This is a genomic window from Rhizobium sp. BK650 (genome assembly GCF_014195325.1).
Classification (GTDB): Bacteria; Pseudomonadota; Alphaproteobacteria; order Rhizobiales; family Rhizobiaceae; genus Rhizobium.
The window spans coordinates 33,621-48,182 of record NZ_JACIBK010000012.1; the positions used below are offsets into that span (position 1 = coordinate 33,621).

A 14,562-nucleotide genomic window follows, 5' to 3' on the forward strand; every position below is an offset into this window, starting at 1 on the left:
GTTGCTCGAGTCAAAACTCACTCTGTCAAAAGGCAAAGAAATATTAGGGTGCCGGCGGCAAGAGCCGCGTCCGACAATTTATGGGTCCGTGCACCAAGTTCAAAAGACAAATGAAAACGGCCGGACATCTAGCCCGGCCGTTTCCTCTAGGGTGAGCACCCGATCCGTCATCCTGTCACAGATTTTGAACCGGGCGCTCGTGCGCTTCCATTGCCCCCAGAAGCGCGGTTCTTATTCCCGCTCGCCCGTAAAGTTGAGCAGAAGCTGGAAGATGTTGACGAAGTTCAGGTAGAGCGACAGAGCACCGAAGACGGCGAGCTTCTGGTTCGATTCCTGATCGTAGTTTTCCGAATATTGTTCCTTGATGTTCTGCGTGTCGTAGGCGGTGAGGCCGACGAAGACGACAATGCCGATCACCGAGATGGCGAATTGCAGCGCGGACGAGCCAAGGAAGATGTTGACGATACCGGCGATGATGATGCCGAACAGGCCCATCATCAGGAAGGAGCCCATCTTCGAGAGATCACGCTTGGTCGTGTAACCATAGAGGCTGATCGCGCCGAACATGGCAGCGGTGATGAAGAAGGTCTGAGCGATGCTCGTCTTGGTGAAGACCAGAAAGACCGAGGCAAGCGACAGACCCATCACGGCGCAGAAGGCCCAGAAGGTCATCTGTGCGGTGCTCGACGACATCGACTGGATGCGAAACGAGAAGAAGAAGACGAAGGCGAGCGGTGCCAGCATCACCACCCACTTGAGCGGCGTCTGAAAGATCGGGACGTAAAGCGCCGGCGTCGAGCCCACAATGAAGGCGACGATGCCGGTGATCACTAGGCCAAGTGCCATGTAGTTGTAGACGCGCAGCATGTGCTGGCGCAGACCTTCATCGAAAAGGGCCTGCGTTTGCGCGCCGGAACCGTAACCATAACGGGGATTGATCGGGTTCATAAACTGATCTCCTCGGTTGAACTAGTAGAGCGATCGGGCGAGCCGTTCGGCCGCCTGATCGAGATTGGTGCCGCTGTTGTCGGCGATCAGCGCATAAGCGACCTCGCCGATCTGCCAGTAGGCGGCTTCTGTTTTTTCGAGCGCGATATGACTGACCGGCTTCACCTCGAAGGCGCCAGGCCGGACGGCGAAGAGCGACAGGCGTTTGCCGTCTGTCTCCTCGAGTGCCATTTCGACACTCGGCCCGAATTCCGACGGGAAGATCTGCACATCGGCAACCTTCCAGTCCTTTGGCAATTCGGGCATCACGATCGCCGTCGCAGCACGGATGTCCTCGGCGCTATAGGTCGGCGCCGTCTGCGACGGCATTGTTTGGCGAAGAGCGGCCGTTCGATAAGCGCGCACCGCATCCTCGACGAAGGCGGGAGCCGGGACCGAAGCATTGACTTTGGTTGCCGTGAAAGCGCCGAAAGAATTGTGCGCCACCCACCCGGCCCCCAGCAAAACACCGACGGCAGCAATGCGCTGCATTGAATGAAGGACACGGCCATAAGAAAGGCCGCGCTCAAGCCTGCGGGCGGCATCACGCGTTTCGGCACGGCCAAAGGCGTTTTCGCCCGCGAGCGCCAGGCGCAACTCGCCCTTCATGCTGAGATCGGCCATTACCTTGGCCGCAATTGCCGGATTCTCGGACAAGTAGGATTCCACCTGGATGCGCCGTGCGACACCGAGCTCGCCGTCCACGTAGGCGTCGAGATCGGCATCGATGATTGGATCAATCGCCTTCATTGCCGTTCCCTTCAATTAATCTCAGATGCGCGACGCGCGGTGTCTTCTCCTCGAACTCGCGCAACTGGGCGCGGGCACGGGAAATGCGCGACATCAGCGTGCCGACAGGAATGGCGAGCGCAGTGGCGGCTTCCTGATAAGACAAGTCCTCGATTGCCACGAGATGCAGCGCTTCGCGCTGTTCTTCCGGCAGATCGAAAAAGGCGTTGCGCACCTGCTGCAGGCGGACCGCATGTTCCTGTCCGGCCGGCAGCGATTGTTCCGCCTCGACTGCCGCCCCGTCATGGCGGCGCGTCAGCGAGCGGTTCTGGCGGACGCGGTCGATATGCGCATTGTGCAGAATGGAAAGCAGCCAGTTGCGCAGGTTTGCGCCACTGCGGAAACTCTTGCGCTTCTCGAAAGCGCGGACCAGTGCATCATGCACCAGATCTTCCGCCTCATCCGAATTGCGCACCAGCGAGCGGGCGTAGCGCCGAAGCGCTGCGAGCTGACCAATGACATCGAAGGGGCGTTCTTTCCGTTCCATGATTGAGTATACGAAAACACCTGAGATTTTATTCCGCGCGCATGCGGATTTTTTTCAATCGGCCGCAAATGACCTGCGCGCCCCGACAGGGCCATTCGAAAACCTCCGCCGTCGGCCACAGCGAAGGTGGTGTTTTGGAGGCATGATGCAAGAAGTCAGCGCTTCGGCACAATCCCAAGGCTCATCCCTTCGGCATGATCCCCGGCTGGTCGGAAGGAAATTTCGCAATGTCCTGAACGCTGACATTGAGGTGCTGGGCAACGAGAGCCGGCGGCGTATGCGTCAGCCACGAAGAAAGCCCCACTTCCTGATATTCGGCGACCTTGAAGACGGCGACGAATTGCAGATCAGTCTTGCCGGTATTCTCGATGATATGGCCCTGGCTCCTTTTGACGTAGCCGATGTCGCCGGGGCGGAAATCGGCGGTCTGGCTGCGCGGTCCGGCATCGAACACAGTCATGCGGCCTTCGCCCTTGATCCAGTACTGCCATTCGTCGGCATTCGGATGCCAATGCATCTCGCGCACGCCACCGGGCCTGATCGTCTCGATCGCGGCGGCAATTGTCTTGGAGACCTTGAAGCTGGAGCTGTCTGCCAGCTGGATCGAGCCCGAGGCATTCTGCTTTAACGGAGCCGATGCCGTCAGCCGGTAGGTGAACGGGTAGGGCGGCAGGCCTGCTGAAGCGACTGCTTCCTGGTCGGCAGAAAGCGGGCCTGGCTCCTTGCCCTGGAAGATCCAGAGATCCTGCAACGGGATGTTCTTGAAGGTCTCCTGCGGCACGCCGAAATTCTTTGCAAGCAGCTCTGGCGATGTATGCGCCAGCCAATCGGTCAGGAGCAGCGTGCCATATTCGGACTGGTCGCCCTCGTCGAAGACGATCACGAATTCGCAGCCCTCCGGTCCAAGCCCCTGCAGGGAATGAGGGTATCCGGCCGGAAAATACCAGAGATCGCCAGCTTCGACGTCTTGGACATAGGCGCGCCCCTGCGGATCGAGCACGGTCACGCGGCAACGGCCATTGGTCATGATCGCCCATTCGGCTGCCCGGTGCCAGTGCATCTCTCTGATACCACCGGGGCCGAGGCGCATGTTGACGCCGGAGACAGCTTCGGAAATTGCAAAGTCCGATTTGGTCACCTGCCGTGCCCAACCGCCGTTTTGGATGCGCTTTGCTGCATTGTTGAAAGAGCCCCAGAAAAGCTGCATGTCGCCGATATCGGTTGCCGGCGGGCTTTCGAAGGAAGGAAACTGGTCGTTGATGGCAGGATTCTTCGGTCCGGGATCGGAAAGACCGGCAGGATTGGCATTGATCGCACCTTCGGCCGGCTGGTCGGGATTGCCGAAGGTTGCGGCATGGGCGGCACTCGCTGCAAGTGCCGTTCCGCCCATTGCGCCGAGGGCAAGGACCGTGCGTCTGGAAAGAGGTTCCATGGTTTTATTCCTTTCGAGTCGATCGGGGGTTATTCAGCCGGGGCCTGAGTTGGGGCTGGGCGGCCGCCGGTGATCGCGGGCCGTCTTCGGCTGACGAGCTCGCTGAGCTTTTCGAGATAGAGGTAGACGACCGGGGTGGTGTAGAGCGTCATCACCTGGCTGATGAGCAGGCCGCCGACCATTGCGTAACCGAGCGGCTGGCGGAGCTCAGAACCAGTGCCGTGGCCAAGCATCAGCGGCAGGCCGGCAAGAAGTGCTGCCGATGTCGTCATGATGATTGGGCGGAAGCGCAGGAGGCAGGCCTGACGGATCGCCTCTTGCGGTGCAAGCCCTTGCTCGCGCTGAGCGGCGATCGCGAAGTCGACGATCATGATGCCGTTTTTCTTGACGATACCGATCAAGAGGATCACGCCGATCAGCGCGATGACGGTAAAGTCGAAGCCAAAGGCCCAGAGCATCGCGAGGGCGCCGAGACCGGCGGAGGGAAGCGTCGACAGGATCGTCAGCGGGTGGAAATAACTCTCGTAGAGCACGCCGAGGATCAGATAGATCACTGCGACTGCAGCAAGCACCAGCAGCGGCTCGCTTGCGAGTGAGCTCTGATATGCCTGTGCGTTGCCCTGGAAGGTTCCGATGACGGTCGCCGGCTTGCCAAGGTCCATCTCCGCCTTGCTGATCGCTGCGACCGCCTGGCTGAGTGCCGTACCCTTCGACAGGTTGAAGGAAAGGGTAACAGCCGGGAACTGGCTCTGGTGGTTGACGGCAAGCACGGCAGTGGGCTCGCTCGTCTGCTTGACGAGCTGGTTCAGGGGAACCTCTTCGCCAGTCAACGGCGATTTGATATAGAGGCCATTGATCGCCAAGGGTGAATTCCGGAACTCAGGCGCGAGTTCGAGCACCACGTGATAGCTGTTCAGGTCGGTGAAATACTGCGTGACCTGACGTTGACCAAAGGCATCATAAAGCGTGTTGTCGATAGTCTGCGGTTCGATACCGAAGCGTGATGCCTGGTCGCGGTCAATCGTAAGCGTCACGGTCGCGCCGCCGTTCTGCTGGTCGGTGGCGACATCGGTCAGCTCCGGCAGGGTCTTGAATTTGGCAAGCAGCCTGGCTGCCCAGTCGTCGAGCTCGCCGGCATCGCCGTCCTGTAGCGTATATTGAAACTGCGTGGCTGAGGCGCGTCCGCCGACATTGATATCCTGCGCCGGCTGCAGGAAGAGTTCTGCACCCTGCATCTGAGCGAGTTTTGGGCGAAGCCGGTTGATGATCTCGCTTGCCGAAGCATCGCGCTCACCTTCCGGCTTCAGCGTGATGAACATGCGGCCGGTATTGACGGTCTGGCCCGCCCCGCCGCCGACGGCCATGCCCACGGTCGCAACACCGGGATCGCTGGCGACGATATTGCCTGCCTCGATCTGGTGGCGCGACATTTCGGCGAAGGAAATATCCTGCGAGGCTTCGAGGATACCGGTGATCAGGCCAGTGTCCTGGGTCGGGAAGAAGCCCTTCGGAATATTGACGAACAGGAAGGCGGTTGCCGCAAGCGAAGCAAGGAAGGCAGTCATCGTCAGCCGATGATGGCGCAGCGCCACCTCGAGCGTGTGGCGATAGCCTGCCAGAAGCCCGTCGAATATATTCTCGCTGAGATTGTAGAGCTTGCCGTGGCGGGCAGCTGTTTCCGGCTTCAGGAAGCGCGAGCTCATCATCGGCGTGATGGTGAGCGAGACGAGCGCTGAGACGGCGATCGTCATCGTCACGGTGATTGCAAACTCGCGGAACAGCCGGCCGACGATGCCGCCCATCAGAAGCAGCGGTATGAAGACGGCGACGAGCGAGATGCTGATCGAAATGATGGTGAAGCCGATTTCGCGCGCGCCGTCGATGGCCGCCTGTCTCGGTGTCTTGTCCATCTCCATATGGCGATGGATATTTTCGACCATGACGATCGCATCGTCGACGACGAAGCCGACGGCGATGCTCAAGCCCATCAGCGAGAGGTTATCGAGGCTGAAGCCTGCGACATACATCAGTGCCAATGTTGCCAGAAGCGCCAGCGGCACGGTCACGCTCGGGATCACCGTCACCCAGACGTTGCGCAGGAATATGAAGATCACCATGACAACGAGGGCGATGGTGATGATGAGCGTCGTCTCGACGTCTGCTACCGAAGCCTGGATGGTGGTCGTCCGGTCGCTGAGGATAGACAGGTGGATGGCGGCCGGCGCGATCGCCTGCAGCTGCGGCAGGGCAGCGCGGATCGCACCGACCGTATCGATGATATTAGCACCCGGCAGCTTGAAGATCGGCAGGAGGATCGCTCGCTTGCCGTCGGCCCAGGCGGCCAGCTGATCGTTTTCCGGACCGTCGATCGCCTGGCCAATGTCGCTGATGCGCACCGGCGCTCCGTTGCGATAGGCAACGATTGCGTCGTTCCAGGGGGCGGCCTTTAAGAGCTGATCATTGTCGTAGATCGTGTAGGTGTGTTCGCTACCCTGCACGCTGCCCTTCGGTGCGTTACTGGTGATTCCTATCACCGCAGTGCGGATATCTTCGAGCGAAAGCCCCATCTCGGCGATCTTGCCCGGATCTATCTGCAGGCGTACCGCCGGCTTCTGCTGGCCGAAGACGAGGACCTGCGAAACGCCGTCGAGCTGGCTGACATGCTGGGCGAGCACGCTTTCGGCAAAATCGTCGACTTGCGTCAGCGGCAGCGTGTCCGAGGTGAGCGCGAGAACCATGACCGGCGGATCGGCGGGATTGACCTTGCGATAGGTTGGTGGCGAAGGGAGCCCCGTCGGCAGTTGCCCACCGGCTGCGTTGATTGCGGTCTGCACATCCTGGGCGGCGCTGTCGACATCGCGCGATAAATCGAACTGCAAGGTGATCGAGCTCGAACCGAGCGTGCTTGTCGACGTCATCTGGGTGACGCCCGGGATCTGGCCGAACTGCCGCTCCAGCGGTTGCGTCACGGCGGATGCCATGGTCTTCGGATCGGCGCCCGGAAATTGCGTCGAGACCTGAATCGTCGGAAAATCGACCTGCGGCAGGGGGGCGACGGGCAGGAGCGGGTAGGCGACGACGCCAATTCCGAAGAGGGCTGCCATCAAGAGCGAAGCGGCGATGGGCCGTTCGATGAACCAGGAGGAGATAGACATGGCCTATTCCTTGCTGACGGCCTGCGAAGCGGCCGTCTGTTGAATGCTGACATGGGTGCCGACATCGAGGCGATATTGGCCTGACGTGACCACCTGTTCGTTGCCGGAAAGACCCTTTTCTATGACTGCGCGGCCGCTCTCGATCGGGCCGGGCGTCACCTTGCGCACGGCAGCCGCGCCAGTGGCATCGATGACATAGACGAAGAAACCGTCTTCGCCCCGCTCAAGTGCGGCAGAGGGAATGGTCACGGCCTTTCGCAGCGTCTGTTGCTTGATCCGCAGCATCACGAACTGGCCCGGCCACAGCGCATCGTCCTTGTTTTCGAATGTCGATTTGATTCGGATCGTGCCACTTGCCTGATCAATGACGTTGTCGATCAGCGAGAGGCTGCCTGAGGCAAGCTCCCGCGACCGATCCATTGACATTGCCATCACCTCGACTGGACCGGTCTCCAGTGCGCTGCGCACCGCATCTAGATCGTCTTCGCGCAGCGTAGACACGACAGTAATCGGCTGCGTCTGGGTGATGGTGACGATCGGTGTCGTATCGGTCGTGTGGACCTCATTGCCGGCGTCGACCCGACGGATACCTGTGCGCCCGTCGATCGGTGAACGGATCTCGGTATAGGAGAGCGAGACATCAGCCGCCTCCTTGGCGGCCTGGTCCTGTGCAAGCTGCGCCTCAGCGCTTGCCACCTGGGCCTGCTGCTCTTCCAGCGTTTCCTGTGTCACGATCTGCTGCTGCGACAGGCGTTGATCTTTTGTCAGCAGATATTGGGCGTTGGCGAGATCGGCCTGGTCCTGCTTGATCTTTGCAGCTGCCTGATCGTCGGCTGCCTGGAAAGGCCGCGGATCGATAATGGCAAGAAGATCGCCCTTTTTGACAGCCTGCCCCTCGTCGAACATCACGCTCTGCAGCTCGCCATCGAGGCGCGTCGTGATATTGACCGTGTAGTTCGCCTGCACGGTGCCGAGGCCGTCGAGATAGACGGGAACGTCGGTAAGGACAGGGGCGGCGATCTCGACCGGCACCACTAGCGTGCCAGGCTCAGTTGCGGCAGCGGTCGGCTCGGTGCCTGCAAACCAGAAGGCGGCTGCCGACCCGCCGGCAATGGTAAGAATGGCTGCGGCGGCAAGGGCCGCCGGTTTGCGGCGACGATGGGGTTTAATCACGGTGCGGATGGATGTCACTGCCGGCTCCATGGCTAGAGTTGGACCGCAATATTAGCGCCGCCGGCATCGGCGGCTTTGCATCTGTCTGGTGAATTGAGCAGCTGACCCGAAGGTCGGGGGACGAGTGTTTGTCGTCCAGATGAGGTGTCTGCAGCCGATCAGTTCTGACGTAATGAGGCTACGACCGGGCGGGCATCAGCGCATCTATACGCAGGTCTAGTCGCGGTTTCCCATTGGTATACGTCAGGCCATCCGCGCCGATTGTGCTGGCGCGCGCAGACGGTCGGGGAACGCATTTGCGCCCGTATCAAGCTCTTCAACAGCACCTGGAGTGTCGCCCGCTCAGCCTGTGATCGCGGCCTGAGGGCCGGTGGCCGGTGCTTTCCTATGAAAATCGGGGTGCAGCGGTCCGAAGGGCATCGTGCCCATGCAGGCAACCAGCCCAATGCCGGCAATCGCAAAACAGAAGGAGAGGATAAAGACGTCGGCATAGGCAAGCACGCTCGCCTGCGCATGGACAGTTGCTGCAACTGTCGAGAGAGCCTTCAAGCTTCCTTGATGGCTGGCGCCGAACAGCGTCTCCAGCTTTGCCAATACTCCGTGGAGACTGTCCGAAGACGACGAGATCGGGCCGGTCAGGACATTCGAATGGTACTGTTCACGTTGCCGCAGCCAGGTGTTCAAGAGACTGAGCGCCAGCTCGACGCTGCCGAGCCGAATGACCTGGATATAGGCCGAAACTGCGGTCGACCGTTTGGGATCGGAATTGGCGATCAGATAGACGACCGTCGCGAAGAAGGCGAAGGACTGCCCGGCGGTGTGCAGCAGCACGACCGGCAGGAAATTCCAGGGTCCCCACGAGATGGCGAGGTGCGATCCTAACAGGGAGCCGAGCGACATGCACGACAATCCTATGATGATGCAGAGCCGTGCATCGATCCGACGCAAGAGGAAGATCGCCAAGGCAATGAAGAAAAAGACCGGGATGACGGCGCCAAAGATATAGAGTTCAGATATGGCGATCGGCCGCAAGCCGAGGGCGGTCTGCAGGAAGCCTGGAATGGAAAGCGAGGCACCGGAACTCGAAAAGGTAAAGGCGATGATGATCGCATAGCCAATGCCGATATTGCGCGACAGGATCACGCTTGCATGCGCCCATGGGTTGGCAACGAGGCTCTCATTGATCAGGAAGCCGATGAAGAGGATGGCGCCGCCTATAAGCAACGAAGTGACGATGCCGGAATTGAACCAGTCCAGCCGGTTGCCCTGATCGAGACCGACGTAAATCATCGCCATTGAACACCCAAGCAGCATCATGCCGCCCCAATCGGCGCCTTCGAGCAGGCTGACATTGACCTCCTCCTTCGGGGCCCCGATGATGAGCAGCAGCGCGATGATCGGCGTGACGATCACATCCTGCCAGTAGGCCCATTGCCAGCCCAAATAATCGTCGTAGATGCCGACGAGCACGAAGCCGAGATTCTGCGACAGCGGAACGCGAAGCGCGTAGATCGAAAGGCCGATCAGCCAGTACTTGGTATCGAGATTACGAAAGATCACCATGATGGTGGCGGGGATGAAAACGCCAAGAAGAAGGGCTCGCGCCGCATGCAGCCCAAAGAGCAGCGCCCCGTCGTGGACCATCGGAATAATGAGGGAAATGCCAGCATAGACCAATGTCGTCGGGATCATCACCCGCCGCACGCCGAAGACGGTCGCAAGCCACGCCACTGCCGAGGAAATCAGGATCTGCGGGGCGTTGGCAACCGTGCTTAGCCACGACGCCTCGTCGAAGCCCAGCGAATAGGCACCGCGGATATCCGGCAGGCCGACGGCAAAAACGCGTGTGTCGAAGCCGACCACGAAGGAGGCGAGCAAAAGCGCTGCGACGATGAGAAGGGGCCGGCTGGCCGTCTTGCCTCGGGTCAGCGGACCAAAGGCTCGGGGAGCTGTGCTCATTGATCGACGCCCGGTTTGGTATCGACCGTCACGACAGCCGACATTCCAGGCTTCAGTCGCTCAACCAGCGGCTGGCCGGGATCAAAGACGATTTTGACCGGGACCCGTTGCACGACCTTGGTGTAGTTTCCGGTCGCATTGTCTGGCGGCAGCAGTGCAAAGACAGACCCGCTTGCCGGAGACAGACCGATCACCTTGCCATGCAGCCTCTGGCCGGGGAACGTGTCGATTCTAACCTCCGCCGGCCGGCCGGGCGTGATCCGGGAAAGCTGCGTCTCCTTGAAATTCGCGGTGATATAGACGTTCGGAAGCGGAACCTCCGACACGAGACTGGTGCCGGCAGCGACGAAATCACCTTCGTGGACGAGCCTGCGGCCGATGACGCCGTCGAAAGGCGCGTAGATGCGGGTATAGCCCTGGCGGATGAGGGCCGTATCCAGTGAGGCCTGAGCGGCGTTCACCTGCGCCTGCAGCAGCGGATATTGGCCGTTCAGGACGTTGAGCTCGGCCTTTTGCTGCTCGATGGCGGCGGCGGTCGATTTAACTGAAGCCTGCGCCTGCAGATAGGCGGCCTCTGCCTGCTGCAGCAACTGTTGCGTGGTCGCTCCGCCAAGGCTGGTCTGGCGGTGAAACTCCTGTTCGGTCTGGGTCTCTTGTGCCCGGGCGGATGCGTTCTGCGCTTCTGCCACCTGCACGACGGCCTTTTGCAGTTCGATCTGGTTTGCGAGATTGGCAAGGGAGGCGTTTGCGGCTGCGAGATTGGCCTTCGAGACGGCGACCGCAGCATCATATTCCCGTGGATCGATTTCCGCCAGAAGCTCGCCCTTCGTCACCTTCTGATAGTCGCTGACCGGGGTGCTGCGCACGATGCCGCTGATCTGAGCGCTCAGCGTCGAGACATCGGCGCTGACGACGGCATCGTCGGTCGATTGTTGCGATGCGCCCGCGACCCAACGGTTCCAGTCGATACTGACGATCGCCACCCCCGCACTGACGAGAGTGATGGCCAAAAGCGGAATGGCGAGCCGCCTCAATGACACCACGGTCGCCGAGGCGGGGGCAGCCGGTATTTCCGGTGCCTGAGGGGAATGGGAAGGCTCGGACGGGCTAAAGCTGGTGATCGCAATCTGGTTGGCCATGACACACCTCACTTTTGGCTGCGGTCGGTAGGGATTTTCGCGCGGATACGCACCGGTGCCGGGGTGAAGGAGACATGGCCGGTGCCAAGGACCTGCAGCCAGTAGCCGAGCGCCATGAAGACACCACCGCCGATGAGGTTGCCGAGCGTGACCCAGATGAGATTATGGGCGGCGGCGACAAGCGTGATATTAGCCGGATGGTTGCCCATCAATGCCATCGAGAAGGTGAACATATTGGCGACGCTGTGTTCGTAGCCGGCGGCAACGAAGATGGTGATCGGCCAGAAGATCAGCATGATCTTGGCAGCGGTGTCTTCGGTGCGTCCCGCCATCCAGATGGCAAGACAAACAAGCCAGTTGCAGAGGATGCCGCGGGCAAATAGCTCCAGTGATCCGGCCGACATCTTGGCCGAGACAATGGAGAAAAATGCCTGACTTCCGTCACCCAGAAGCACGCCGCCGCCGGCCAGATGGAAGAGGCCGGCAAGCACGATCGCGCCGACCAAATTGCCGATCCAGGCCGTGACCCAGACAAGCAGCATATCGGCAATGTGAACTCGCTGCGTCAGCACTGCGAGCGGCATATACATGGCCGTTCCGGTAAAGAGTTCACTGCCGGCAAAGACGACGATCGTAAGCGCGGAGGAAAAGACAATCCCCATGATAAGATGCGCCCAGGCGGGATCAGCATGTGCGCCGGCGGTGAACATGATGATATCGCCGAAACCGGTATAGGCGCCAGCCATGGCCGCCCCGATCAGGAAGGCCGCAAAGTGGTGACGGACGGCATCGGCTTTTTCTTCGCCCGACCGGGCGAAGTGATCAATTGAATCCTGATACATGACGGCAGCTCGCGTTTGTGACGGTCGAACCGGGCTTGGTCCCGAACGAGCAAACGTTAATCCCATAGGCTGCGCTGCTGAATCATACCTACGTCTAGACTGCCTGCCGATAGGTTCAGATGGGTCTTGCCGTTCCGGTGGCCGTTCCCAATAGCGAAGAAAAAAGGCCGCCTCCGATATGCGGAAGGCGGCCATTTGCGGATCCTCGGGCAATCCGTAGCTTCGGGCGGCGGGGAGGGACACCGGCGAAGCCTAACCGAGACTTTATCGCCTGTCAGGAGGAGGCTTCAGGCGATGGGTGGAAAGTACACCGATCCCCGGGTCCGCAAAACTAAACTTACGTATTGGTCTGCCTAAACGAGCAGGCGATTTCATGCCGCTCGGAGGACTGCCTATCCTCGTCCGCGATCGACGTGATTTCGTCGACACCATCAGGCGGCAACAGCAGCCTTCTTTGGCCGCACCGCTGATGCCGAAGCACTAACACGGACGGAACTATGATGAAAACTATTCCCCTTTGCCTTCTCGCAGCCACCACGCTGGCTGCCCCTGCCATTGCAAACGCCGCCGAGGCCGATGTCGGCAAGCTCGACTGCGACGTTTCCAAGGGCATCGGTGTCATCGTCGGCTCCAAGCAGGATGTCGACTGCACCTTCACCCCGAGCGCTTCCGGCGATGCCAGCCAGCATTATGTCGGTACGATCACCGATTTCGGCCTCGATATCGGCACCGTCGAAAAAGGCCGGATGGCCTGGCTCGTCTTCAACGCCACGCGCGAGCCGATTGCAGGGCTTCAGGGCAATTATGCCGGTGTCACGGCCGATGCCAGCGTCGGCATCGGCGGCGGCGCCAACGTACTGGTCGGGGGTACGAGCAAGACCATTTCGCTGCAGCCGGTTTCGCTTGAAGGCGATGTCGGCGTCAACCTCGTCGTCGGCGTGGCGGCGTTGAAGCTGCGGCTCGCTGACTGAACCTGGTCAACTGAACCCGACGGGCCGGCTTTGCGGGCAGCACCTGAGAAGCCGGCACGTACAAGGGGGCGCGATCTCGGCGCAAGCGGCCAAACGACCGTGCTGTTGTGTCCACGCAGGGGTACTCGGCCTCCGGCCTTGCGCTCAGTTCTCGTAGCCGGGATATCAAGAACGATCTGGCAATGTCGATCTGAAATCGCTTTCAGTTTTCCTGGGGCCTTGCCAATGAGCGCACCGCTTTCGCCGCTTCCAAAAGGAACATCCTGGACGGCACGCGCTGCTCATCGATATCGGTAGAATCGTCCGGGAAGCTTGCGGCGAAAACGGCGTCGTTTGCGTTTCAGGTAAAGGCAATGTCGGAGAGTTTTCGCAGTCGCGTCGAGCTTCTTGCGGTCTGATCAATCAGAAACCTTGCCGTAGCCGGTCTGGGCGCTATAGGGAAGACGCTCCAGGGAGAAGGTCATGAGCAGAACCCCCAGACGAGAAGCAGATCTTCTCATCACCGACGAGAAAGAGCCGGTAAAGCGCAGACTTCGCGAGCGGGGCGCCGAGGAGCGTCCGGCGGAGCTTGAAAACTTACTAAATCTTCTGGCACGCGCGATGCTTCATCCGCCGGCCTCGACGATGGCGAGCTTTGTCGCCGGGAAGGTCTTCCAGAAGCTTGAACGCACGGGAACGCTGAACCACAAGCAGCTTCAGGATACAGGCATTCCTTCAGGGCTCGAGTCGGCTCTCCAAAATGCAATCGCAACTGGAGGTATTTGCGCCGAGGTGGCGCAGTGCGTTCGCAGCCTCGTTCACGAGTTTGTGTGGATTAGAGGCCGAAGCGGGCCGTTTGCAAGCCTGAACTTCGAGACGGCTCATGCCCATAGCGTCATTGTGGGCCCGGGTGGACTGGAAGACCGGACAGATATCCGCATCGGCCTTACCTATATGGAACCTTACAGCCGGTTCCCAGATCACGTGCAGCGGTTTTCGAGGGCTTTCCTATTGCTGTCGGCCTGCGAGCTTTCGATTGCCGGAGAGAGCTGGTTTTCCACTAAAGCAGGCGGTGTCTTTGCGGCCGAGGCGGGACAGTCTTTTGCCATGCGTTGTACCACGGCCCCGCTGTTGGCGGTCTGGTGTCATGTCGAAGAGATCGGACGATCGCGGCGTTGACGGATTGTTTGCTCCAAAATTCACCACGTTCGCACAGCTGGTCTATTGTCGACATATGAGGATCTGCTGTTGTTTGTGACAGTTGCATGACAGACTATGCGCCCCACTGACTTGCCGGGGAACATAGAAGATGAAAGAGAAGAAGCGGGTCTACGAGGCTCTCGTGGACGGCGCCATGGAGGGTCTGGTGGGTGATGCGCTTTACGATTTTGTCCGTGAGCGCTGTCCGAAAGCCTCCAGCAAGAAGATCGTTCGCGCCTCGTTACTGGCGCTCGCCGATCCTCATCTGAAGGATCGCAATATCCTCGACGTCATCTATACGCTGGCGATCAAGCATCGACTGGACGAGACGACGGTCGAGGACGAGCACGGAGAAGAAGGCGAGGAGCAGGAGGAAGCCTCACACCTGGCCGCCGAGGTCCGCCTGCCTCCTTCATGATTGCGAGGGGCGCAAGCGCCCTTAGCTTTGC

The 14,562-nt window shown here is 60.1% G+C and carries 12 protein-coding genes; 3 read left to right on the forward strand and 9 right to left on the reverse strand.

Annotated features, from left to right (window positions below; translation table 11 throughout):
• Nucleotides 1-231 precede the first annotated feature (231 nt).
• The 9 genes from FHX15_RS24330 to FHX15_RS24370 form a co-directional block, all read right to left on the reverse strand.
• On the reverse strand, nt 232-948 hold the full coding sequence (locus tag FHX15_RS24330; RefSeq protein ID WP_184400939.1) for a Bax inhibitor-1/YccA family protein: 717 nt from the start codon (nt 946-948) through the stop codon (nt 232-234).
• Nucleotides 949-969: 21 nt separating this feature from the next.
• Nucleotides 970-1,737: an anti-sigma factor gene (locus FHX15_RS24335; RefSeq protein ID WP_184400940.1), complete on the reverse strand. Its 768-nt coding sequence runs from the start codon at nt 1,735-1,737 to the stop codon at nt 970-972.
• Nucleotides 1,724-2,263 (reverse strand): sigma-70 family RNA polymerase sigma factor, encoded by a 540-nt coding sequence (locus FHX15_RS24340; protein WP_184400941.1) that lies wholly within the window; start codon nt 2,261-2,263, stop codon nt 1,724-1,726. The genes FHX15_RS24335 and FHX15_RS24340 overlap by 14 nt, the downstream gene beginning before the upstream one ends.
• A 181-nt stretch (nt 2,264-2,444) precedes the next feature.
• On the reverse strand, nt 2,445-3,695 hold the full coding sequence (locus FHX15_RS24345) for an oxalate decarboxylase family bicupin (RefSeq protein ID WP_184400942.1): 1,251 nt from the start codon (nt 3,693-3,695) through the stop codon (nt 2,445-2,447).
• A gap of 29 nt (nt 3,696-3,724) precedes the next feature.
• Nucleotides 3,725-6,850 carry an efflux RND transporter permease subunit gene (locus FHX15_RS24350; RefSeq protein WP_184400943.1) on the reverse strand — a complete coding sequence of 1,042 codons (3,126 nt, stop codon included), beginning with the start codon at nt 6,848-6,850 and terminating at the stop codon, nt 3,725-3,727.
• Between the two features lie 3 nt (nt 6,851-6,853).
• Complete coding sequence (locus FHX15_RS24355) at nt 6,854-8,041, reverse strand: efflux RND transporter periplasmic adaptor subunit (RefSeq protein WP_184400944.1); 1,188 nt, start codon at nt 8,039-8,041, stop codon at nt 6,854-6,856.
• 324 nt (nt 8,042-8,365) lie between these two features.
• Nucleotides 8,366-9,982 carry an MFS transporter gene (locus FHX15_RS24360; RefSeq protein WP_184400945.1) on the reverse strand — a complete coding sequence of 539 codons (1,617 nt, stop codon included), beginning with the start codon at nt 9,980-9,982 and terminating at the stop codon, nt 8,366-8,368.
• Nucleotides 9,979-11,121, reverse strand: coding sequence for an HlyD family secretion protein (locus FHX15_RS24365; RefSeq protein ID WP_184400946.1), 1,143 nt, complete (start codon nt 11,119-11,121; stop codon nt 9,979-9,981). The genes FHX15_RS24360 and FHX15_RS24365 overlap by 4 nt, the downstream gene beginning before the upstream one ends.
• A gap of 8 nt (nt 11,122-11,129) precedes the next feature.
• The gene (locus FHX15_RS24370) at nt 11,130-11,963 is read right to left on the reverse strand and encodes a formate/nitrite transporter family protein (protein ID WP_184400947.1); all 834 of its coding nucleotides are present in this window, start codon (nt 11,961-11,963) and stop codon (nt 11,130-11,132) included.
• 497 nt (nt 11,964-12,460) lie between these two features.
• Here FHX15_RS24370 and FHX15_RS24375 point away from each other — a divergent pair, with 497 nt between their 5' ends.
• The 3 genes from FHX15_RS24375 (at nt 12,461) to FHX15_RS24385 (ending at nt 14,531) form a co-directional block, all read left to right on the forward strand.
• Nucleotides 12,461-12,934 (forward strand): DUF992 domain-containing protein, encoded by a 474-nt coding sequence (locus tag FHX15_RS24375; RefSeq protein ID WP_246779057.1) that lies wholly within the window; start codon nt 12,461-12,463, stop codon nt 12,932-12,934.
• A gap of 462 nt (nt 12,935-13,396) precedes the next feature.
• Complete coding sequence (locus tag FHX15_RS24380) at nt 13,397-14,092, forward strand: dimethylsulfonioproprionate lyase family protein (protein ID WP_184400948.1); 696 nt, start codon at nt 13,397-13,399, stop codon at nt 14,090-14,092.
• A gap of 130 nt (nt 14,093-14,222) precedes the next feature.
• The gene (locus FHX15_RS24385) at nt 14,223-14,531 is read left to right on the forward strand and encodes a hypothetical protein (protein WP_184400949.1); all 309 of its coding nucleotides are present in this window, start codon (nt 14,223-14,225) and stop codon (nt 14,529-14,531) included.
• Nucleotides 14,532-14,562 lie beyond the last annotated feature (31 nt).

What these genes read in the sequence shown, in the direction of transcription:
- FHX15_RS24350 (WP_184400943.1), bottom strand. Translation starts at nt 6,850, where the DNA reads ATGTCTATCTCCTCCTGGTTCATCGAACGGCCCATCGCCGCTTCGCTC.
- FHX15_RS24360 (WP_184400945.1), bottom strand. Translation starts at nt 9,982, where the DNA reads ATGAGCACAGCTCCCCGAGCCTTTGGTCCGCTGACCCGAGGCAAGACG.
- FHX15_RS24330 (WP_184400939.1), bottom strand. Translation starts at nt 948, where the DNA reads ATGAACCCGATCAATCCCCGTTATGGTTACGGTTCCGGCGCGCAAACG.
- FHX15_RS24380 (WP_184400948.1), top strand. Translation starts at nt 13,397, where the DNA reads ATGAGCAGAACCCCCAGACGAGAAGCAGATCTTCTCATCACCGACGAG.
- FHX15_RS24385 (WP_184400949.1), top strand. Translation starts at nt 14,223, where the DNA reads ATGAAAGAGAAGAAGCGGGTCTACGAGGCTCTCGTGGACGGCGCCATG.
- FHX15_RS24345 (WP_184400942.1), bottom strand. Translation starts at nt 3,695, where the DNA reads ATGGAACCTCTTTCCAGACGCACGGTCCTTGCCCTCGGCGCAATGGGC.
- FHX15_RS24370 (WP_184400947.1), bottom strand. Translation starts at nt 11,963, where the DNA reads ATGTATCAGGATTCAATTGATCACTTCGCCCGGTCGGGCGAAGAAAAA.
- FHX15_RS24340 (WP_184400941.1), bottom strand. Translation starts at nt 2,263, where the DNA reads ATGGAACGGAAAGAACGCCCCTTCGATGTCATTGGTCAGCTCGCAGCG.
- FHX15_RS24375 (WP_246779057.1), top strand. Translation starts at nt 12,461, where the DNA reads ATGATGAAAACTATTCCCCTTTGCCTTCTCGCAGCCACCACGCTGGCT.
- FHX15_RS24365 (WP_184400946.1), bottom strand. Translation starts at nt 11,121, where the DNA reads ATGGCCAACCAGATTGCGATCACCAGCTTTAGCCCGTCCGAGCCTTCC.
- FHX15_RS24335 (WP_184400940.1), bottom strand. Translation starts at nt 1,737, where the DNA reads ATGAAGGCGATTGATCCAATCATCGATGCCGATCTCGACGCCTACGTG.